The 20,778-nt window shown below is 70.2% G+C and carries 20 protein-coding genes; 7 read left to right on the top strand and 13 right to left on the bottom strand.

All coding sequences use genetic code 11. The features are described 5' to 3' along the window. The first annotated feature begins 34 nt into the window (after positions 1 to 34). From EV655_RS01815 to EV655_RS01805, 3 genes are all read left to right on the top strand, one after another. Positions 35 to 847, top strand: coding sequence for an alpha/beta hydrolase (locus tag EV655_RS01815; RefSeq protein ID WP_132541162.1), 813 nt, complete (start codon positions 35 to 37; stop codon positions 845 to 847). A 290-nt stretch (positions 848 to 1,137) separates the two neighbouring features. Next, positions 1,138 to 1,404: a type II toxin-antitoxin system Phd/YefM family antitoxin gene (locus EV655_RS01810; protein ID WP_132540881.1), complete on the top strand. Its 267-nt coding sequence runs from the start codon at positions 1,138 to 1,140 to the stop codon at positions 1,402 to 1,404. Next, positions 1,385 to 1,651 (top strand): Txe/YoeB family addiction module toxin, encoded by a 267-nt coding sequence (locus EV655_RS01805; RefSeq protein ID WP_132540878.1) that lies wholly within the window; start codon positions 1,385 to 1,387, stop codon positions 1,649 to 1,651. Before EV655_RS01810 ends, EV655_RS01805 begins: the two co-directional genes overlap by 20 nt. 138 nt (positions 1,652 to 1,789) lie before the next feature. On the opposite strand, the gene EV655_RS01800 is transcribed toward EV655_RS01805, so the two are convergent. The 7 genes from EV655_RS01800 to EV655_RS01770 all read right to left on the bottom strand — a co-directional run bounded on the left by EV655_RS01800 (position 1,790) and on the right by EV655_RS01770 (position 9,020). Continuing rightward, a complete protein-coding gene (locus EV655_RS01800; protein WP_132540875.1) occupies positions 1,790 to 2,350 on the bottom strand; it encodes a hypothetical protein in 561 nt (186 codons plus the stop codon). Positions 2,351 to 2,403: 53 nt separating this feature from the next. Further along, positions 2,404 to 3,396 carry a P1 family peptidase gene (locus tag EV655_RS01795; protein ID WP_132541159.1) on the bottom strand — a complete coding sequence of 331 codons (993 nt, stop codon included), beginning with the start codon at positions 3,394 to 3,396 and terminating at the stop codon, positions 2,404 to 2,406. Between the two features lie 79 nt (positions 3,397 to 3,475). Then, positions 3,476 to 4,216 carry an SDR family oxidoreductase gene (locus tag EV655_RS01790; RefSeq protein ID WP_132540872.1) on the bottom strand — a complete coding sequence of 247 codons (741 nt, stop codon included), beginning with the start codon at positions 4,214 to 4,216 and terminating at the stop codon, positions 3,476 to 3,478. Between the two features lie 13 nt (positions 4,217 to 4,229). Continuing rightward, positions 4,230 to 5,693: an aldehyde dehydrogenase family protein gene (locus EV655_RS01785; RefSeq protein ID WP_132540869.1), complete on the bottom strand. Its 1,464-nt coding sequence runs from the start codon at positions 5,691 to 5,693 to the stop codon at positions 4,230 to 4,232. Next, positions 5,690 to 7,261, bottom strand: a complete 1,572-nt coding sequence (locus EV655_RS01780; RefSeq protein WP_132540866.1) for an ABC transporter ATP-binding protein — start codon at positions 7,259 to 7,261, stop codon at positions 5,690 to 5,692. Before EV655_RS01780 ends, EV655_RS01785 begins: the two co-directional genes overlap by 4 nt. Further along, positions 7,258 to 8,079 carry an ABC transporter permease gene (locus tag EV655_RS01775; protein WP_132540863.1) on the bottom strand — a complete coding sequence of 274 codons (822 nt, stop codon included), beginning with the start codon at positions 8,077 to 8,079 and terminating at the stop codon, positions 7,258 to 7,260. The genes EV655_RS01780 and EV655_RS01775 overlap by 4 nt, the downstream gene beginning before the upstream one ends. Then, entirely contained in the window at positions 8,076 to 9,020 is a 945-nt protein-coding gene (locus EV655_RS01770) for an ABC transporter permease (protein WP_132540860.1), read from the bottom strand. Before EV655_RS01770 ends, EV655_RS01775 begins: the two co-directional genes overlap by 4 nt. 220 nt (positions 9,021 to 9,240) lie before the next feature. On the opposite strand from EV655_RS01770, the gene EV655_RS01765 reads away from it, so the two are divergent. Next, entirely contained in the window at positions 9,241 to 10,446 is a 1,206-nt protein-coding gene (locus tag EV655_RS01765; RefSeq protein ID WP_132540857.1) for a M24 family metallopeptidase, read from the top strand. Positions 10,447 to 10,449: 3 nt separating this feature from the next. Here the strand turns inward: EV655_RS01765 and EV655_RS01760 are convergent, their stop codons facing one another. Further along, the gene (locus EV655_RS01760) at positions 10,450 to 11,478 is read right to left on the bottom strand and encodes an AbrB family transcriptional regulator (protein ID WP_132540854.1); all 1,029 of its coding nucleotides are present in this window, start codon (positions 11,476 to 11,478) and stop codon (positions 10,450 to 10,452) included. 187 nt (positions 11,479 to 11,665) lie between these two features. Here EV655_RS01760 and EV655_RS01755 point away from each other — a divergent pair, with 187 nt between their 5' ends. Genes EV655_RS01755 through mnmH form a run of 3 tightly spaced genes read left to right on the top strand, consistent with a single transcriptional unit; the run spans position 11,666 to position 14,918 of the window. After that, the gene (locus tag EV655_RS01755; protein ID WP_132540851.1) at positions 11,666 to 12,991 is read left to right on the top strand and encodes a UDP-glucose dehydrogenase family protein; all 1,326 of its coding nucleotides are present in this window, start codon (positions 11,666 to 11,668) and stop codon (positions 12,989 to 12,991) included. Positions 12,992 to 12,996: 5 nt separating this feature from the next. Continuing rightward, positions 12,997 to 13,818 carry a YdcF family protein gene (locus EV655_RS01750; protein WP_243644952.1) on the top strand — a complete coding sequence of 274 codons (822 nt, stop codon included), beginning with the start codon at positions 12,997 to 12,999 and terminating at the stop codon, positions 13,816 to 13,818. Between the two features lie 38 nt (positions 13,819 to 13,856). After that, on the top strand, positions 13,857 to 14,918 hold the full coding sequence (gene mnmH / locus EV655_RS01745; protein ID WP_132540848.1) for a tRNA 2-selenouridine(34) synthase MnmH: 1,062 nt from the start codon (positions 13,857 to 13,859) through the stop codon (positions 14,916 to 14,918). Here mnmH and EV655_RS01740 read toward each other — a convergent pair. Genes EV655_RS01740 through EV655_RS01720 form a run of 5 tightly spaced genes read right to left on the bottom strand, consistent with a single transcriptional unit; the run spans position 14,905 to position 20,738 of the window. After that, positions 14,905 to 16,053: an FAD-dependent oxidoreductase gene (locus tag EV655_RS01740; RefSeq protein ID WP_132540845.1), complete on the bottom strand. Its 1,149-nt coding sequence runs from the start codon at positions 16,051 to 16,053 to the stop codon at positions 14,905 to 14,907. The genes mnmH and EV655_RS01740 overlap by 14 nt on opposite strands. 19 nt (positions 16,054 to 16,072) lie before the next feature. Continuing rightward, a complete protein-coding gene (locus EV655_RS01735) occupies positions 16,073 to 16,630 on the bottom strand; it encodes a pyridoxamine 5'-phosphate oxidase family protein (RefSeq protein WP_132540841.1) in 558 nt (185 codons plus the stop codon). Continuing rightward, complete coding sequence (locus EV655_RS01730; RefSeq protein WP_132540838.1) at positions 16,623 to 17,681, bottom strand: lipocalin-like domain-containing protein; 1,059 nt, start codon at positions 17,679 to 17,681, stop codon at positions 16,623 to 16,625. The genes EV655_RS01735 and EV655_RS01730 overlap by 8 nt, the downstream gene beginning before the upstream one ends. Then, a complete protein-coding gene (locus tag EV655_RS01725) occupies positions 17,671 to 20,082 on the bottom strand; it encodes an ABC transporter permease (RefSeq protein WP_132540835.1) in 2,412 nt (803 codons plus the stop codon). Before EV655_RS01725 ends, EV655_RS01730 begins: the two co-directional genes overlap by 11 nt. Beyond that, positions 20,082 to 20,738, bottom strand: coding sequence for an ABC transporter ATP-binding protein (locus EV655_RS01720; protein WP_132540832.1), 657 nt, complete (start codon positions 20,736 to 20,738; stop codon positions 20,082 to 20,084). Before EV655_RS01720 ends, EV655_RS01725 begins: the two co-directional genes overlap by 1 nt. Positions 20,739 to 20,778 lie beyond the last annotated feature (40 nt).

Genomic DNA, 20,778 nt, shown 5'->3' with positions numbered 1-20,778 from the left:
GGAGGGCGGGGCAATGTCCAGACGCGAGGACGGGATCGACTGGGACGACGCCTATGCGAACGCCGCCCACATCCCGGGTGCCGATGCCTATCCCGCGCGCTGGGCCGAGGCGGCGGCGGCGTTCCGGGCGCGTGCACGGGGCGAGACCGACCTGGCCTATGGCGACCATGCGCGCCAGCGCTTCGACGTCTTCCTGCCTGCCGGGCGGCCTGCGGGTCTGATGGTCTTCGTCCATGGCGGGTACTGGCTGCGCTTCGACAAGTCGCTCTGGTCGCATCTCGCGGCGGGCCCTGTTGCCCGCGGCTGGGCGGTGGCGCTGCCCTCCTACCGCCTGGCCCCCGAGGTCGCGATCGCGCAGATCACCGCCGACATTGCCGCCGCGCTGTCGGTGATGGCGCGGTTCGCCGCCGGGCCGATCGCGCTGGCCGGCCATTCCGCGGGCGGGCATCTGGTGGCGCGGATGATCTGCGAGGATGTGCCCCTGCCCGACTCCGTCGCCGCCCGGATCGCCCGCGTCGTGCCGATCTCGCCCGTCTCGGACCTGCGCCCGCTGATGCGGACGCGCATGAACGAGGCGTTCGGGCTGGACGATGCCACCGCCCGCGCCGAAAGCCTCGTCTGCCAGACGCCCCGCGCGGGCGTGCCGGTAAAGGTCTGGGTCGGCGCCGATGAACGCCCGGCCTTCCTCGACCAGGCGCGCTGGCTGGCCGAGGCCTGGCCTGGCACGGGCCTGCACGTGGCCGAGGGCCGACACCATTTCGACGTGATCGAGGGCCTCGCCGACCCCGACAGCCCGCTGACCGGGGCCGTCATCGGCGGCCTTGCCGGGGAAGGCGAGCGGAGCTGAGGCGTTGCGCCGGAGGGCGTCCGGTTTGCGGACGGGGCTGACACTCACCGTTGCAACACTGCAATGCCATCTGAGCTGCCAAGATGCGGTCGTCGTGATGCCATGACCGGCGAGGGCTGCGTATCGCGTGCTGTAGCCGGCTCGGAAAGCGAGCACTTGACATGTACAGAATTTTGTACTACATCCTTTTTCGTATCAGCATCTCGTATCAGCATCTCGTATCAGCATCTCGTATCAGCATCTCGTATCAGCATCTCGTATCAGCATCTCGTATCAGCATCTAGAATCACATGAACATAGTGACCTACACGGATGCGCGTAAGCATCTGAAAGAAGTCATGGATCATGCGATCCGTGATAAAACCGAAACCGTGATTACCCGTGCGGGCAGAGAGGCTGTGGTCGTTGTTGGAAAGGAAGAATGGGATGCGATTCAGGAAACGCTCTACCTTCTGACTTCCCCGGCCAATGCTCGACGCCTGCGGGAATCTATCGCCCAATTGGACTCTGGGCGAGGCGCAGAGCGAACCTTAGACGATGAAGTTGATATTCTCTGATCATGCTTGGCGGGACTACCTCTCCTGGCGTGATAGTGATGCTAAAGTTTTTGATCGGCTTAATGAGTTGATCAAAGAGACGAAGCGAACGCCCTTCAAAGGCAATGGAAAGCCGGAACCCCTAAAGGGCGATCTCAGTGGGTGGTGGTCTCGAAGGATCACAAAAGCGGACCGATTAGTCTACCGAGTATCTGGAAGCGGAGAAAGCCAGGCATTGGAGATCGCACAATGCCGGTACCACTACTGAAGAAAAGGCCGCTGATGCGGCCTTTTCTATTTGGGTAAATCCAATTCGTCGAATGCGCAGAACCCCACTTCATGGGCATATTGAATGGCAAATTTGGGCTCACCCCACCAGAATACACACCGCTCTCCCGTCTCCGGCCTACCGCCCGAACCCCGCCAGTCCCTCGTAATCCATCGCCTCCAGCACCGGCAGCATCACCTCGCGGCCCGCGCCGCGCGCCTGCACGAGAATCCGGTTGTCCACCAGCGTCGTCAGTTCCCCGTCCTGGTCGACGAATTTCTGCCGCCCCACCCGCACGATCTCGCCCGCCGCGCCCATCAGCATCGGGTTGCCGAACATCGCCCCCATCGCCCCCACCATCGGGTTGTCGGCCATCAGCGTGACGACAAAGCTCGCGTCGCCGTTCGCATAGGTCGCCTCGGCCCCGGTGCCGCCCCCCATCATGGCAAGCCCGGCGTTCATCTGGGTGTCGATCTCGCGTGTCCAGCCCTCGGGCGCAGGCGGCAGGAACGCGGTCAGCCCCTCGGCCTTCATCGCCTGCATCCGCTGCTGGGCGAAGGCCAGTTCCTCCAGCGCCAGCTTGACGTCCCCCGCCTCGTAGGCCTCGGTCGCGCCGGTCAGCGCGTCGGTCACCTCGTCGGCCAGCACCGGGGCGGCGGGCACAAGGGCAAGGGCGGCAAGGCAGGCAAGGCGTTTCATGGGGCTCCTCCGGGTCCGGGTCGCGGCCAGCCTGGCACCGTCCCGCAAAGGTATCAAGCGCGGCCGAAGCGCGCCCGCCAGCAGGGCAGGGGATCGCCCGGCGCGGACCGCGCCTCGTAGACCCCCCGCGCGATGGCCCGCGCCAGGCAGCAGGCCGCCGCATGGCCCAGGAACAGCGCGTCCACGTCCGGGTCGGCCAATGCCCGCGCCCCCGTGGCCGCGGCGAACACCAGGTCGCCGTCGAATGGCGTGTGGCTCGGCACCAGCGCGCGGGCCATCCCGTCATGGGCTGCCACCGCCAGCCGCGTCGCCTGCGCCTGGCTCAGCGCCGCATCGGTCGCCACGATGGCGATGGTGGTGGCTTGCCCGGGCCCCAGCTTGGTCACAGGCGCGGCGAACGGGTCGTGCCGCCCCGCGCCCAGCCCGCCGAACTCGCCACCCATCTCCCACGGTGCCGCCCAGAACTCCGGCCCGCCCCCCATCACCGCCGAGCCGACCGCGTTCACCGCCACCAGCGCGCCCACGGTGATCCCGTTCTCCAGCACGACCGAGGCCGAGCCGAGCCCCCCCTTCAAGTCCGCCGTCGTCGCGCCGAACCCCGCCCCGGCGCTGCCCAGCGCCACATCCTCGCCCGCCGCCGCCAGCGCCGCGCGCCCCAGCCGCCCATAGGGGTTCTCGCCCCACTGCTTTTCGCCGCCGTTCAACAGGTCGAACAGGATCGCGCCTGGCACGATCGGAACAAGCTGGCCTCCCACCTCGAACCCGCGCCCCATCGCGCGCAACCCGTCCGCCACGCCTGACGCGGCATCCAGCCCGAAGGCCGAGCCACCCGCGAGCACCATTGCGTCCACCCGCTGCACCAGCCGGTCGGGCGCCAAGAGGTCGGTCTCGCGCGTGCCCGGCGCGCCGCCCATCACATGCACCCCGGCGACGAAGGGTCCCTCGCCGACCAGCACGCTGACGCCGGTCTTCACCCGCGCGTCTTCCGCCTGGCCCACCTTCAGCCCTGCGACATCCGTGATCAGGTTCCTAGGTCCCGGCCGCATTCCCATGCCCTTCTTCTGGCCCGAAATATCCCGGGGGGTCGCCGCGCCTGCGGCGACGGGGGCAGCGCCCCCATGCCGGTCAGATACAGCGCCCGCCATCCACCTCCAGTGCGACGCCGGTGATCATCGCCGCCTCGTCCGAACACAGGAAGCACGCCGCGTTGCCCATGTCCCCGGGCGTCGAGAACCGGCCCAGCGGGATCGTGGACAGGAACCTCGCCCGCGTCTCGGGCGTGTCCTCGCCCATGAAGCTTTTCAGCAGCGGCGTCTCGCCCGCCACCGGGCAGATCGCGTTGACCCGCACGCCATGGGGGGCCAGTTCCACCGCCATCGCCTTGGTCGCGGTGATCATCCAGCCCTTGGACGCGTTGTACCAGTTCAGCCGCGGCCGCGGCGACAAACCGGCGGTCGAGGCCACGTTCAGGATCGCCCCCGCGCCATTGCCCTTGAAATGCGGCACCAGATGCCGCGCGGTCAGGAACACCGACTTGGCGTTGACCGCCAGCACCCGGTCGAATTCTTCCTCGCTGACCATCTCCATCGGCTGCGGTAGGTGGGTGATGCCGGCGTTGTTCACCAGGATGTCCAGCCGCCCGAACACCGCCAGCGCCGTGTCGGCCATGCCCTTCACCGACAGGTCGTCCGCCACGTCCACCACCTGCGCCAGACCGCCGATCTCCTTGGCCACGGTCTCTGCCGCCGCCACGTTGATGTCGGCCACCATCACCCGCGCGCCCTCGGCCGCGAATTTGCGCGCGATCCCCGCGCCGAACCCCGATCCGCCGCCCGTGACGATCGCCGTCCTGCCGTCCAGTCTCATGCCGCGTCCTCCCTCAGCCATGCCGCACCGCCACCGTCTTCAGCACCGAAAACCCATAGAGCGCCTCGAACCCCTTCTCGCGGCCATGGCCCGACAGCCCCGTGCCGCCGAAGGGCAGTTCCACCCCGCCGCCCGCGCCGTAGTTGTTCACGAACACCTGCCCCGCGCGCAGGCTGCGCGCCAGCCGCAGCTGCCGCCCCCCGTCGCGCGACCAGACCGAGGCGACCAGCCCATAGGGCGTGCCGTTGGCGATCTCCACCGCCTCGGCCTCGTCCTCGAAGGGGATCACCGCCTGAACCGGGCCGAAGATCTCCTCCTGCGCCAGCCGGTGCGCGGGCGGCACGCCCGCCAGCAGCCTTGGCGCCACGTAATGCCCACCCGCGGGGGCGTTGCCCACGATCCGCCCCTCGGCGGCGGTTTCCAGGTCGGCCCCCAGCGCGATGTAGCCCTCGACGATCTGCTTCTGCCGGTCCGAGATCAGCGGGCCCACGTTCAGGTCGTCCAGCGCCGGTCCGACGCTCAGCGCGCGATAGCGTTCGGCCATCCGCGCCACCACCTCGTCATAGATCGGCCGCTCCACCAGGATGCGGGACGAGGCCGAACAGGTCTGCCCCGCGTTCTGGATGCCCGCATTCACCAGGAACGGCAGCGCCGCGTCCAGGTCGGCATCGGCGAACACCACCTGGGGCGACTTGCCCCCCAGTTCCAGCGTCACCGGCACCACGTTCTGCGCCGCAGCCGTCTGCACCAGCCGGCCGACGTTCAGCGAGCCCGTGAACGACAGGTGCTGCACCCCCGGATGGGCGGTCAGCGCGGCACCCACCTCATCGCCCAGACCGGGCACCACGTTCAGCGCGCCCGGCGGCAGCCCCGCCTCCTCGGCCAGTTTCGCAAAGGCCAGCGCCGTCAGGCAGGCTTCCTCGGCGGGTTTCAGCACGCAGGCGTTGCCCATCGCCAGCGCCGCGCCGACCGACCGGCCGATGATCTGCATCGGGTAGTTCCAGGGAATGATGTGGCCCGTGACCCCATGCGGCTCGCGCAGGGTAAAGACGGTGTAGCCATCCAGGTAGGGGATCGTCTCGCCCATCACCTTGTCGGCCGCGCCCCCATAGAATTCCATGTACCGCGCCAGCGCCAGCGCATCGGCCCGCGCCTGGGTCAGCGGCTTGCCCACGTCGGTCGCCTCGATTCCCGCCAGCTCGTCCGCGCGGCCCCGCACGAACTGCCCGATCCGCGCCAGGATGCGCCCCCGCTCGGCCGCACTCATCCGCCCCCAGGCGCCCCGCCGCGCCTCGGTTGCGGCGGCCACCGCGGCGTCGATGTCGGCCGCCGTCCCCCGCGCGATGTCCCCGATCACCTCGCCGGTCGAGGGGTTTTCCACGGGCAGCGTGCCGCCGCCCACCGGCGCCACCCAATGCCCGGCGATGAAGCAGCGGTCGGTGGGAAACCACAGCTCGCGGATGAAATCGGATGTCATGTCGGCACCTCCAGTTCCGGCGCGGCGGCCAGCAAGTCCTTGGTATAGGGATGTTCCGGCGCGCGCAGCACCTTTTCGGTCGGGCCGTGCTCGACGATCCGCCCCGCCTGCATCACCAGCACCCGGTCGGTGATCGCGCGCACCACATGCAGGTCGTGGCTGATGAACAGGTACGACAGCCCCAGCCGCGCCCGCAGGTCGGCCAGCAGGTCCAGGATCTGCGCCCTGACCCGCACATCCAGCGCCGACACCGCCTCGTCCAGCACGATCAGCTCGGGCCGGATGATCAGCGCCCGGGCGATGGCGATCCGCTGCCGCTGGCCGCCCGAGAATTCGTGGATGAACTTGTGCCGGTCCTCCGGCGACAGCCCGACCGAGTCCAGCGCCTCGGCCACCCTTGCATCCGCGTCTGCGGGCCGCCCGGTCAGGTGAAACGGCTCCGCGATCAGCCGCCCGACCCGGTGGCGCGGGTTGAAGCTGCCGTAGGGGTCCTGGAACACCACGTTCATCTTGCGCCTGAGGCCCTCGGGCATCCGCTGCCCAGCCTGCACCGCCTGCCCGTCCAGCCGGATCTCACCCGCCTGCAACGGCTCCAGCCCCAGGATCGCGCGGGTCAGGGTGGACTTGCCGCAGCCCGATTCCCCCACCAGCCCCACGCTTTCGCCCCGCCGGACCTCGAAGCTCACCCCGTCCACCGCGCGGAAGGGCAGGGGCCGCGAAAACAGCCGCGTCCGGGGCAGGGGATAGTCGCGCACCGCGCCCTGCACCTGCAACAGCGGGGTGTCGCCGGGCCGCGCCTCCGCGCCGGGGTGGTGGGCCGAGGCCTCGAACAGCGCCCGCGTATAGGGGTGGCGGCGCTCGCGCAGCACGTCGGCCACGGGCCCCTGTTCCACGATCTCGCCCGCCCGCATCACCGCCAGCCGGTCGGCCATCCCCGCCACCACCGCAAGGTCGTGGGTGATGAGCAGAAGGCCCATCCGCTCCTCCTCCACCAGCCCCTTCAGCAGGTCGAGGATGCGCGCCTGTGTGGTCACGTCCAGCGCCGTGGTGGGTTCGTCCGCGATCAGCAGTTGCGGGCGCAGCGCAATCGCCATGGCGATGCAGACCCGCTGCCGCTGCCCGCCCGAGAGCTCGTGCGGATAGCGTGTCAGCGGGAACCGTCCCTCGGGCAGTCCCACCCTGTCCAGCCGCCGCCGCGCCTCGCGCAGCGCCTCGCTCCGGCTGGCCGCGCGGTGGATCACCAGCGTTTCCGCCACCTGGTCGCCGATATTCTGCACCGGGTTCAGCGCCGTCATCGGCTCCTGAAAGATCATCCCGATCTGCCGCCCCCGCACGTCGCACAGCGCCGCCTCGGGCAGCGCCAGCAGGTCGGTCCCGTCCAGCGCCACCCGGCCCGAGGCCTTTGCCCCCGGCGGCAACAGCCCCATCACCGCCAGCGCCGTCATCGACTTGCCCGACCCCGACTCGCCCACCAGCCCGACGATCTGCCCCCGCTCGACGCCGAACGACACGCCCCGCAGCACCGGCGCGGCCCCGATGGCGACGCTCAGCCCCTCGACCGCGATCACCGCGCCGCCCTCCGCAGCCGCGGGTCCAGCGCGTCGCGCAGCCCGTCGCCCATCAGGTTCAGCCCCAGCACCATGAGAACGATGGCCAGCCCCGGCAGCACCGCCAGCAGCGGATGGGTGTAGATCATGGTTTGCGCCTCGGCCAGCATCCGGCCCCAGCTGGGCGTGGGCGGCTGCGCCCCCAGCCCGACATAGGACAGCCCCGCCTCGGCCAGGATCCCCAGGCTGAACTGGATTGTCCCCTGCACGATCAGCAGGTTGGCGATGTTGGGCAGGATGTGTTCCACGCTGATCCGCGCCCGCCCCTTGCCCGCCACCCGCGCGGCCAGCACGTAATCCAGCGTCCACAGGCTCAGCGCGCCGCCGCGCGTCACCCGGGCAAAGACGGGGATGTTGAAGATGCCGATGGCCAGGATCGCGTTCACCGCCGACGGCCCCAGCACCGCAGTAATCAGGATGGCGATGACCAGCGCCGGAAAGGCGAAGATCAGGTCGTTGCCCCGCATCACCACCTCGTCCAGCCACCCGCCCCGGTTGGCCGCCGCCAGCAACCCCAGCGGCACGCCCATCCCCATGCCGATGCCGACCGCCACCAGCGCCACCGCGATGGACGAGCGCGCGCCGACCATCAGCATCGACAGCATGTCCCGCCCGAACTGGTCGGTGCCCAGCGGATACGGCCCCCCCGGCGGGCGCAGCCGGTCGGCGATGTTCAGGGCGGCCACGTCATGGGGCATCCAGACCAGCGACACCGCCGCGGCCAGCAAGAACAGCCCCGACAGCACCCCGCCGACGATCAGTTGCGCCCTTCCGCTCATCGCCGCCTCAGCCGCGGGTCGACGGCGGCATAGGCCAGATCGACCACGAACGTCACCACGATTACCGCGAACACCAGCAGCATCACCACGCTTTCCACCACGATCAGGTCGCGCTGGGTGATCGCCTGAAAGATCAGCCGCCCCAGCCCCGGCAGGAAGAACACGTTCTCGATGATGATCGCGCCCGCCAGCAGGAAGGAGAACTGCAACCCCAGGATCGTCAGCACCGGGATCAGCGCGTTGCGCAACGCGTGCCGCCGTATCGCCTGCCCCTGCGTCAGCCCCTTGGCCCGCGCGCTGCGGATGTAATCCTGCCCCAGCGTCTCGATCAGCGCGGAGCGCATCACCCGCGCCAGGATCGCCGCCTGCGGCAGGGCCAGCGCCACCGCCGGCAGGGTCAGCGCCTTGATCCCCGCCAGAAAGCCCCCCTCCCAGCCCGGGAACCCGCCCGCGGAAAACCAGCCCAGCTTCACCGCAAAGACCAGAACCAGCAGCATCGCGAACCAGAAGTTCGGCACCGCGATCCCCAGCTGCGTCGCCCCCATCACCGCCAGATCGACCGGCCCGCCCCGCCGCGCCGCCGCCCACAGCCCCACCGGCAGCGCGATCGCCGTGGACAGCGCCAGCGCATAGCCCGCCAGCGGCAGCGACACCCCCAGCCGCTGCACCACCAGATCGGCCACCGGCACGCGATAGGTGTAGGACAGCCCGAAATCCCCGGTCAGCATGCCCGACACCCAGTCTAGATACCGCGCCCAGAGCGACCCGGTCAGGCCCAGCTCCTCGCGCAGCGCGGCCACCGTCTCGGGCGCCGCGTTCAGCCCCAGCATGTAGGCCGCCGGATCCCCCGGGATCACCTCGATCACCGCGAATATCACCACGCTCGCCGCCAGCAGGCTGAGCGCAAGCGAAACAAGGCGCGAAAGGGCATAGCGCAGCATGGCCCGAATCCTAGGAACTCGCGAGGCCCCGCGCCACAGGAATTCCCCGCTTGTCCGGCGCCGCGGTTCGGCTATCCTGCGCGCGGGCCGCGTGGCGATGGCGTCGCCGCGGGGGCGGATCGCCCCGATGGCCCGGCGCGAGATGCGCCAGACTCCTGTACGCCGGGAACCCCTTGCGGCCCGGCGTCCAACCCCCCGGGCCCACCCTTCGGAGGACCCGATGACCCGACCCGACTTCTACCGCTTTCACAACGGCGACAAGGTGCCGCTGCCATTTTCGGCCGCGGAATACGACGCCCGCCTGATGGGGCTGCGCACCGCGATGGACGCCACCGGCGCCGAGGTGGTGGTGCTGACCTCGATGCAGAACATCGCCTATTACTCGGGCTTTCTCTATTGCAGCTTCGGCCGGCCCTACGCGCTGGTCGTCACCGCCTCGACCTCGGTCACGATCAGCGCAGGCATCGACGCGGGCCAGCCCTGGCGGCGCTGCCACGGCGACAACCTGACCTACACCGACTGGGCGCGCGACAACTTCTGGCGCGCGGTCGCCCATGTGGCGGGCGAGGGCCGCGCCGTGGGCTACGAGGGCGACCACCTGACGCTGGTGCAGAAGGCGAAACTCGACAGCTTCCTGAAACCGCGCACGGCCATCGACATCGCGCCCGCCACGATGCAGCAGCGGATGCGCAAGAGCCCCGCCGAGATCGAGCTGATCCGCGCCGGCGCCGCCGTGGCCGACGTGGGCGGCTATGCGATCCGGGATGCCGTCAGGGAAGGCACGCGGGAAATCGACGTGGCGATGGCGGGCCGCGACGCGATGGAACTGGAAATCGCGCGCCGCTTCCCCGATGCCGAATACCGCGACACCTGGGTGTGGTTCCAGTCGGGGCTCAACACCGACGGCGCCCACAACCCGGTTACCGCGCGCAAACTCGAACGCGGCGACATCCTGTCGCTGAACACCTTCCCGATGATCTCGGGCTACTACACCGCGCTTGAACGCACCATGTTCGTGGGTCAGGTGGACCCGGCCAGCCTTGAAATCTGGCAGGCCAACGTCGCCGCCCACGAATACGGCATGTCGCTGCTGAAACCGGGGGCGACCTGCGCCGAGGTGACCCACAAGGTCAACGCCTTCCTTCAGGACCGCGACCTGCTGCAATACCGCAGCTTCGGCTACGGCCACAGCTTCGGCGTGCTCTCGCACTACTACGGCCGCGAGGCGGGGCTCGAGCTGCGCGAGGACATCGACACCGTTCTGGAACCCGGCATGGTGATCTCGATGGAACCGATGCTGACGATCCCGCAGGGCCAGCCCGGTGCGGGCGGCTACCGCGAACACGACATCCTGATCGTGACCGGCGATGGGGCGGAGAACATCACCGGATATCCCTACGGGCCCGATTTCAACGTGGTGGGCTGATGTTCAGCGCTGCTCCATCAGCGCGCGGGTCCGGGCGACGATGATCGGCAGCGCGACCGTGAGGACCAGCAGGCGAAAGATGTGGTGCGCGGCCACATAGGCGGGGTCGGCGTCCAGAAGCAGCGACATCGCCATCATCGTTTCCAGCCCGCCCGGGGCAAAGGCGATCAGCGCGGTCAGCATCGGCAGGCCCAGCACCTGCGCGACAAGCGCCGCCGCCGCGAGTGAGATCGCGGCGGCGAACAGGGTCAGCAGGCTGGACGCGCCCAGCGCCTGCCAGACCATGCGCGGCGTGATCCCGGCAAAGCGGGTGCCGATCAGCGTACCCATCACGGTGAAGGCCGGAATCGACGCCCAGGCGGGCATCGTCCCCTCGATCGTGCCGGTCGCATGGCCAAGTCCCGAAACCGCCATGCCGCCCAGCAGCAGCGCGGCGGGCACCCTGAGGCGCTGAAAGGCAAGACCCGTCAGCACCGCGGCGGCGACAAGCGGGACAAGCACCACAAGCGTCATCGGCGCAGGGCCGGGGGGCAGCAGGGGCAGATCGCCCTCGCCCAGCAGCGGCGCGACGAAGGGCACCACCAGGGTCAGCGAGAGCACCCTCAGCGTCTGGATCATGGTGACCCGCGGCAGGTCGGCCCGGACATCGGTCGAGAGGCTGAGGACATAGCTGAGATGGCCCGGCGTTGCGGTCAGCAGCGCGCTCATCCGATCGAAACCGAAAAGCCGCTCCAGCAGGCGCGCACCGAACAGCAGGATCGCCAGAACCACGACGGCCAGCAGCGCCAGGCTGAGCGGCCAGCGGGCGGCGGTCGCGACCGCCTCGGGGGTGACGCCAGCGCCCATGTTCACGCCGATCGCGACGAAGCACGCATCACGCAGCCTGGCGGGCATCGTCACCGGCACGCCCCCCAGCGCCAGCAGGGTGACGGTCAGCGCGGGCCCCGTCAGGAACGGGGCGGGCACGCCCAGAAGCGTGGCGAGCACTGCGCCGGCGGCGCCGGCAGCCAGGGTGAGAAGCGTGGAGACCATGGGTCGATCCGGCAAGCGTCGGGTCAGTCGGCCCGCCCATCAACCGCAGGACCGGGATGGAAGTCAATTCGCTGCGGCCGGGCAGGGACCCTGCGCCCCCGGCGGTAATCGATTCGGTCGAGGGATGTTGACTCGCGCACCGTGCTGTCGCATCGCGATGGCGAACCCAGTTCCAGGGAGATTTGAGATGAAGATTGCGATGGTGGGCACGGGCTATGTCGGGCTCGTTTCCGGCGTTTGTTTTTCCGATTTCGGACACGAGGTCATTTGCGTCGACAAGGATCCGCGCAAGATCGAGATGCTCGAGAAGGGCCAGGTGCCGATCTTCGAGCCCGGTCTTGATACGGTGATGGCGAAGAACGTGGCCGCGGGCCGGCTGTCCTTCACCGGCGATCTCGCCGCGGCGGTGGACGGCGCCGATGCGGTCTTCATCGCGGTCGGTACGCCGACGCGGCGCGGCGACGGCCATGCGGACCTGACCTATGTGATGGCCGCCGCCGAGGAAATCGGCCGGGCGCTGACGGGTTATGCGGTGGTGGTGACGAAATCCACCGTGCCGGTGGGCACCAACCGGCAGGTCGCCGCGACGGTGCGCGCGGCCAATCCCGCGGCCGAGTTCGACGTGGCCTCGAACCCCGAATTCCTGCGCGAGGGTGCTGCGATCGACGATTTCATGCGGCCCGACCGCGTCGTGGTCGGCGTCGAGTCCGAGCGGGCGCGCGGGGTCATGGCCGACATCTACCGCCCCCTGTTCCTGCGCGAGTTCCCGGTAGTCTATACCGATCTCGAGTCGGCCGAGATGATCAAGTACGCCGCGAACGCCTTTCTCGCGACCAAGATCACCTTCATCAACGAGATGGCGATGCTGTGCGAGAAGGTCGGCGCCGACATCAAGGCGGTGTCCAAGGGCATGGGGCTGGATGGCCGGATCGGCAACAAGTTCCTGCACGCGGGCCCGGGCTATGGCGGGTCGTGCTTTCCCAAGGACACCCAGGCGCTGGCGCGCATCGGGCAGGATTTCGCCTCGCCCTGCGCGATCACCGAGACGGTCATCGCGGTCAATGACAGGGTGAAACGGCGGATGATCGACAAGGTGGTCGATCTGTGCGGCGGGTCGGTCAACGGCAAGGCCATCACAGTGCTGGGCGTGACCTTCAAGCCCAACACCGACGACATGCGCGAGGCGCCGTCGCTGACCATCGTGCCGGCGCTGGTGGGGGGCGGGGCCAGGGTGCGCGTGGTCGACCCGCAGGGCCGGCGCGAGGGAGGGCATCTGCTGCCCGGTGTCGAGTGGGCGGACGATCCCTATGCCGCGGCCGAAGGGGCGGATGCGCTGGTGATCCTCACCGAATGGAACGAGTTCCGCGGGCTCGACCTGGCGCAGATGGCACGCGCCATGGCCACGCCGCGGATCGCGGATCTGCGCAACATCTATCCCGTCGAGGACGTGCGCGCGGCCGGGTTCGAGGCCTATGTCGCGGTCGGACGTCGCGGTTTTGGCCTGGAGGCCTGAGGCGCATGGGTCACAGCCTGCCGGATGACATCTTCTTCGTGCTGTCGAAGATCGTCTGGGGGCTGGTGCGTGCCGACAGCGTGCTGGCACTGCTGATGGCGGCGGCGCTTTGGGCGCTGTGGTCCGGCCGCCCGGAGCTTGGCCGGGCGCTTGTCACGGCAGCGGCGCTGGGCTGGGGGGCGATCGTCCTCAGCCCGCTTGCCAACACGATGTTGCGCGGGATCGAAAGCCGTCATCCCGTGCCGCAGATCGCCGGGCCGGTGGCCGGGATCGTGGTTCTGGGCGGCGCCGAGGATCCGGTCGGAACGCTGGCCTGGGGTCCGCCCTCGCTGAACGAGGGGGGCGAGCGGTTCTTCGCCGCGCTGGAACTGGCGCGGCTCTATCCCGATGCACCGGTGATGTTCACCGGCGGCAGCGGGCGGCTGAAGCGCGCGGACCTGCCCGAGGCCGAGGTGGCGCGCCGCGTGCTGACCAGCGCGGGACTTGACCCCGCGCGGCTGATCCTCGAAGGCGCCTCGCGCAACACCGCCGAAAATGCACGGCTGGGCAGGGCGCTGGCCCCGGCCCGCGCGGGCCGGTGGCTTCTGGTGACCAGTGCCTTTCACATGCCCCGCGCGGTCGAAACCTTCTGCGCTGCGGGCTGGACCGGCCTTGTGCCCTATCCCGTCGATTTCCGCAGCCATCCGGGGCTGGGCCTGCGCTGGGCACCGGCGGAATCCATCCAGACCTTCAACCTCGCTCTGCACGAATACCTGGGTCTTGCCGTCTACCGTGCCACGGGCCGGGCCGTGCGCCCGCTGCCCGAGGCTTGCCTGGCGCGGCCATAGCCCTTCCGTCCGGCCGTCAGACTGCATAAAAGGGCGCCATGCCGGTGACCCTTTGCAACCTGACCGACCTCCCGGATCTCGAATTTGACGAGATCATCGACGTCCGTTCGCCTGCGGAATACGCCGAGGACCACATTCCCGGCGCGCTATCGCTGCCCGTGCTGTCCAATGAGGAACGCGCGCGCGTCGGCACGATCTACACCCGCGAAAGCCCGTTCAAGGCCCGCAAGATCGGCGCGGCGCTGGTCGCGCGGAACGCGGCGCATCACATCGAGACGGCACTGGCCGACCGCCCGAAAAGCTGGCGCCCGCTGGTCTATTGCTGGCGCGGCGGGCAGCGGTCTGGGTCGTTCGCGCTGATCCTGCGCCAGATCGGCTGGCGGGCGGATACGGTCGAGGGCGGGTGGCGCAGCTACCGGCAATTGGTGCAGGCGGCGTTGTACGACACGCCCTGGCCGTCGCCCGTCGTGATGCTCGATGGCGATACGGGCACGGCCAAGACTGAGGTTCTGGGGCTTCTGGCGGCGGCGGGCGTGCAGGTGATCGACCTGGAAGGGCTGGCCAACCACCGTGGCTCGTTGTTCGGGGCGATGGAGGGCGGGCAGCCCGCGCAGAAGGGGTTCGAGACGGCGCTGGCGATGGCGCGGGCGGCACTGGATCCCGCGCGCCCCGTGGTGGTCGAGGCCGAGTCGAGCAAGATCGGCCGGATCGGCCTGCCGCCCGCGCTGTGGGAGGCGATGAAGGCCGCGCCCCGGCTGGAACTCTCCGCGCCGCTGGACGCCCGCGCGGCCTATCTGGCGCGACGCTACCGCGACCTGACCGAGGATCCCGCACGGCTGGTTGCCACCATCGAGGCACTGGCCCCCCAGCACCCGCGCGAGCGGATCGAGGCGTGGCGGGCGCTGGCCGCGGCGGGCGCGTTCGAGGCGCTGGCGGCCGGGCTGATGGCGGATCACTACGACCTCCGCTATGCCCGCCAGCGCGCCCGGTTCGACGACCGCCCCCTGCGGCAGGTCCGGCTTGACCGGCTGGACCCCGATGCGCTGGCCGCGGCCCTGCCGGGGATCGTCGCGGAGATCGCGGCGCTCAGTCCAGCCTGATCTGCGGCAAATCCTTGAACTGGCGCATGAACTTGCGGTCGATATGGTCCTTCCAGCGCCAGACCAGGGCGCCTTCCAGGCGCCAAGAAAAACGGTCGGCCGCGGCGCGTTTGCCGCCCATCGAGATCAGCTTGAGATAATCCTTCTGTGGCCGGTAGGCGCGCAGCCGCCCGCCCGTCGCCGCGGCGCGCAGGTTCGCCAGCAGGACGGGCGCCTCGCGCACTGCGTAGACCCCGGCCTTGGGCCGCGGCGCGTGCGAGAGATGGGCGCAGTCGCCAACGGCGAAGATGTGCGGATCGTTGACCGAGCGCAGGTGCCGGTCGACCGTCACGAAGCCGTCGGTCAGGTACAGCCCGGTTCGGGTCAGCCAGCCCTGCGGCCGCGCACCCGCCGCGCCGATCACCAGCCCCGTCGGGATCGTCCTGCCCGACGCAAGGCGCACGTCCCCGGCGGTGACCTTGGCCACCCCGGCACCGGTGCACAGCGTGACCCCCTGGGCAGCGATCTGGTCCATGAGCGCGGCGCGGGCCCCCGCGCGCACATCGCGCACCACCGTGTCGGCGGCGTCGATCAGGGTGATCTCGGGCGCCTGCCCCGCCACGGCCAGCCGGTGCCGCGCGGCCAGCGCGATCTCGACCCCGGCGACGCCCGCGCCGATCACGGCGACGCGGGGCACGGCCTCTCCGGCTGCCGTCCGCGCGACGAAATCCTCCCAGCGGTTGGCGAAGGCGCCCAGCGGCTTGGCGGGCACCGCGTGATCGGCAAATCCCGGCAGGCCGGGCAGGTCCGAGGTGATGCCGATATCGATGGACGCAAGGTCATATCGGATCGGCGGGTGCCCTGGCACATGGATCAGCCGCGCGGCGCGGTCGATCCCCTCGGCCCGGCCGATCACCAGCGCAGCGCCCGCATGCCGCGCCAGCGGGACAAGGTCGATTTCCAGCGCGTCGCGGGTGTAGTGCCCGGCGATCAGCCCCGGCAGCATCCCCGAATAGGGCGCCGTCGGGCCGGGATTGATCAGCGTCAGCCGCACGCCCGGAACCGGCCGCATCCCCCAGGACCGCAGCACCAGCGCATGGGTGTGGCCACCGCCGATCAGGACGATATCGCGGGGCGGCGGCAGGGCGGAGTTCATGGGGCTTTGCCCCCACCGCTCAGGGCGCGCACCAGCCGCCCTGCCAGTCATCGGTGGCGCGAAACAGCGCGCGGCGGTGGCCCAGCGTTGCCAGGTGCAGCGTCTCGATCTCGGCAAGGACGCCGCGCAGCACGCAGAAGGCATGCGCGGCCGGGTCCGCGATGTGATCGCCCGGTTCGGGGATCGGGGCGCCCGGGGCGGGCCGCCCGCCATAAAGCGCCCGGGCCGCCCCCGGCAGCGCCTGCCACAGCGGCGCGACGGCCTCGCCTGCCAGCACCTGGAACCGGGCGCGCAGCCTTACTTGCAGCCGCAGCGCCGGATCCCAGACCAGCAGGCTCGCCCGGGGCTCGGCGCTCAGTTCCGACACCTTGGCCGAACGGCGGTCGGCGAAGATCTCGACCCGGGGCGGGTCGCGCCGGGCCTCGCGCAGCACGACCATCCGCGCCTCGGCCCCGTCGCGCCCCGAGGTCGCCAGCACCGGGTGGCGGGCCGGCGCGTCGCGGTCGGTGGCGCCGCGCGCAAGCAGGGTCCAGACCGTGTCAAGCGTTCCGGACAGCGTCGTCAGGGGGTCAGTCATAGCCCGTCATCTCCAGATAGCCGCGGCCCTGGTGGCTGCCGCTGATGGTGACGGGGCCTTCCCAGTAGGCCACGGTCGTGTCCATCCAGGCCGCATCCTGCACCGCCTCGATGATGACATCGAGCCCGCGTTCGGGCAATGCGATGCGCCAGTGGACCGGGATCTCGCGCCCCGCGACCCGGACGGTGGCGCGCGGCTCGAACGTGACCGACCCCGGGGCCAGCGGCGTTGCGGTGCCGTCGGGCGCGATCCAGGTGCCGGTGGTATAGTCGCCGTCCTCGGCACGCAGGCGGAAGGCCATCAGCTTGTCGCCGCCCGCCAGGTGCAGCGAAACCCAGTCCCAGCCCTGTTGATCGGCGGCCAGCGGCTGGCTGGACCATTCCCGGTCGAGCCACGCCTCGCCCGTCACCTCGACCGGGCCATCGGGCAGGGTCAGGGTGCCTGTGACGCGGTAGAAGGGCTGGGAGTAGTAGTAACTGGCGTTGCCGCGGTCCGATTTCACCGAATAGCCCCGGTCGCCATGCAGCACCAGTGGCCCCTGGGCATCCAGCGTCAGGGCATAGGCGAACTCGGTGCCGCTGGCGGTCAGCCCCAGCGCCGCATAGGGATCGGACCCCGGCGCCGCTCTGCTGTCCATCCGCCATTCGTCGATCCAGGCCGCGAAGGGGTCGGTCGTGACGCCCGCCTGGCCCGTGCCGCCGCGGCCAAGCCGTTCGGCGTGGAAATGGCCCCCGGGCGTTGTCAGCCCCGCATGCCCCATCCAGGCCTGCGCGGTCTGCCAGCCCTCGCCCGGGTTGCCCGGCGCCAGCGCGCTGCGAAACAGCGTCCACTGGATGCCATAATCCCGCCCGTCCGCGCCGGTCAGGTTGGCGGTCAGGTACCACCATTCGATGCGGAACTCCGGATGCGCACCGTGGTCTCGCGGAAAGGCCAGGTTTTCGCCGCGCCGGGGCAGGGTATAGCCGTCCGTGGTCTGCCCCAGCCCGGCAAAGCCCTGCGCCTGTGCGGACAGCGGCAGGAGGATCGCGAGGATCAGCGCCCTAGCGTTCATCGGCAAAGACCTTCACAAGCGTTGCGGGTTCGATCCGGGCCAGCCGCCAGGCGGGCCAGGCCGCGGCCAGCCCGCCCGCAGCCAGTGCCAGCACGGCAAGCCACAGCCAGTCGGCCGGAAAGACATGCATCGGCAGCCGCCAGCCGAAGGCCGCGACATTCACCACCGCCAGCAGCACCCACGCCAGGATCAGCCCCACCGGCACCGCCAGCATCATGGTCAGGGCGGCCAGCAGCATGGCGCGGATCAGCTCAAGCCGGGCCAGTGCGGCGCGCGTCAGCCCCAGTGCCCAGACCGGGGCAAGCTGCGGCAGGCGCATGCTCGACAGCGTCAGAAGACTGGTGAACATGGCAAAACCTGCGACACCCATGGTCAGCACGTTCAGCGCCGCGGTGACGGCGAAGGTGCGCTCGAACACCTTCAGCGAGATATCCTTGACCGCCTGCTGGTCGATCATGTTGTCCGCGGGCAGGCCGAAGTCCTGCACCAATGCCGTGCGCAGGTCGGCCACGGCGGCGGGGTCGGTTCGGATCGCATGGCGGCGGCGGTCAAGGTCGGGGAATTGCGCCACCAGGTCGGCCACCCCGATGATGACCTGCCCGCGCGGGTTGCCGTAGTCGGAATAGACGCCCACCAGCGGCCGCACCGCGCCGCCCGGGAGCGGCACCGGATCGCCCAGCGACAGGCCTTCGCGGCGCCAGAGCTGTTCGTTGACGATGGCGCCCTCGGCGCGGGCCAGCCGCGCCCAGACATCGGGGTCGGCCAGCAGCATCGGCCAGTTGTCGGAATAGGTGCGGTGATCGGCGACGCCGTAGATTTCCGCGGTCTGGCCCAGGACCGGCCCCTCGACCCTCCAGATCGGCAACAGCGCGTCGACTTGGGGTTCCAGCCAGGCGCGCAGGCGGGTGGCCTCCTCCTCGGTCCGTGCGGTGACGTAAAGTTCGGACGGCAGGCGTTGGTCCAGCCATTTGGTGAAGGTTATCCGGAAGCTCGCCACCATCGTGCCCACGCCGATATTGGCCGACAGCGCCAGCATCAGCGCCATCAGCGCCAGCGACAGGCCGGGCAGTTGCTGGCGGGTATCGGCCCAGAACCATTGCGGCAGGGCGCGGCGGGCAAGCCGTTCGGCCCCCGCCAGCGCCAGCGCCAGCGCGCCGGGCAGGGCAAGGGCCGCCGACAGCAGCAGCGCGCCCAGCAGCACGAAACCGCCCACGATGCCCCGCCCGTAGACGCCCGCGATCACTGCGACCACGGCCAGCCCCGCCGCCAGTGCGGCAAGCCCGGCAAAGCCCCGTGCCGAGGCCATCGCCCAGGCCCGGGGCTGGGCGGGCGCCAGCAGCGGAAGCCGCCAGAGCCGCCAGAGGCTTTGCGCCGCCGCGACGCCCGCGCCGACCAGCGCGATGGCCAGTCCGCCCAGCCACCATTCCGGGCGCAGCGACAGCGACCCCGACAGCGTCGCGCCGTAAAGACCGCGCAGGGTGGCGGCCACGTCCGGCAACAGGGCGGCGGCGATGACATAGCCCAGCCCGATACCGATCAGGCCGGCCACCAGCGCCAGCAGCATCACCTCGACCGCCAGCAGCCCCACCAGCGTCCGAAGTGGCAGGCCGAGCGCGCGCAGGGTGCGGAACATCGGGCGGCGCTGTTCGAAGGCGAGGCCAATCGCGGAATGGACGATGAAGAGGCCCACTGCGAAGGACAGGAAGCCGAAGGCCGTCAGGTTCAGGTGGAAGCTGCCGGTCAGTTCCGCCACGTCCGCCGTTTCCTGCGGCGCGCGGCGTTCCAGCCCCGGCGCGACCTGTTCCAGCGGCGTCCGGCCCAGCGGCTGGTCCGGGGCCAGCAGCAGGCGAGAGACCTGCCCCTCGGCCCGCATCAGCGCCTGAGCGATGCCGATATCCATGATCAGCATCCCCGGCGCGATGCCTTCGGCCGCGGCGAGGCGGGGCAGGCCCTCGGCACCGTCCAGTTCGGCCACGGTTTCGGGGGCGCCAAAGGCAAGCCCGGGGGAGGTGATGAAATCGGTGATCTCGCCGCTTTCCGACACCGGAGGCGGCAGCGCGCCCGCAGGCGCGGTGAAAGGGTCGATGCCGTAGACCTGCACCGAGCGGCCCGCATGGCTCCAACGGCCCTCGACCAGCGGCGACACCAGCCAGCCCGCCCGCCTGAGCGCGACGAACACTTCTTGCGGCAGGCGCTGGCCGTCGGCGGCTGCAAGGCTTTCCAACTGGTCCTGGCCCAGAACCTGTGCCGCGCGGTCATAGCTTGCCCGCGCCTCGGCATTGATCGCCTGAACCCCGGACCACAGCGCCGTCGCCAGCGCCAGGCCCATCAGCAGGCTGGCAAGTTGCAGCGGGTGGCGGCGCCAGTGCGACAGCAGGGCGGACAGGGCGGTGCGGCGCATCACGCCAGCCGCCCGCCGGAAAGATGCACCCGGCGCGACAGCCGGGCGGCCAGCCGCGGCGAATGGGTGACCATCAACAGCCCGGCCCCCGCCTCGGCCACAAGCTCCAGCATCAGGTCGAGCACCGCATCGCCGGTGGCCTCATCAAGGTTTCCGGTGGGCTCGTCGGCCAGGATCAGCGCAGGACGCGCGGCCAGCGTGCGGCCGATCGCGACGCGCTGCTGCTGACCGCCCGACAATTGTTCGGGATAGCGGTGCATCAGATCCGCAAGCCCCAGCCGCCCGGCCAGCGTGGCGATGCGGCCGGGGTCGTCGCTGCCCTTGAGACGGGCCTGGAAGGCCAGGTTGGCCGCCACGCTCAGCGAGGGAATCAGATTGAACTGCTGGAACACCAGTCCCACGGCGTCGCGGCGCAGCGCGGCCAGCGTCGCGTCGTCGGCCCGCGTCAGGTCACGCCCCGCGACCTCGATGCGGCCGGACTCGGCCCGGTCCAACCCGGCGCACAGATGCAGCAGCGTGCTCTTGCCTGAGCCCGACTCGCCGGTCAGCGCCACGGTCTCGCCCGCGTTCATCGCAAGGTCGATGCCGCGCAGCACCTCGACCCGGGTGCTGCCGCTGACATAGGCCTTGCCGACCGACTGGAGTGATAGAAGCATTTCGGTGCGCCCTCCGCCGGGCGTATCTAGCGCGGCGAGG

The organism is Rhodovulum euryhalinum, from assembly GCF_004342445.1.
GTDB lineage: Bacteria > Pseudomonadota > Alphaproteobacteria > Rhodobacterales > Rhodobacteraceae > Rhodovulum > Rhodovulum euryhalinum.
The sequence above is the reverse complement of the archived record's forward strand: the minus strand, read 5'-3'. Positions and strand labels throughout refer to the sequence as shown.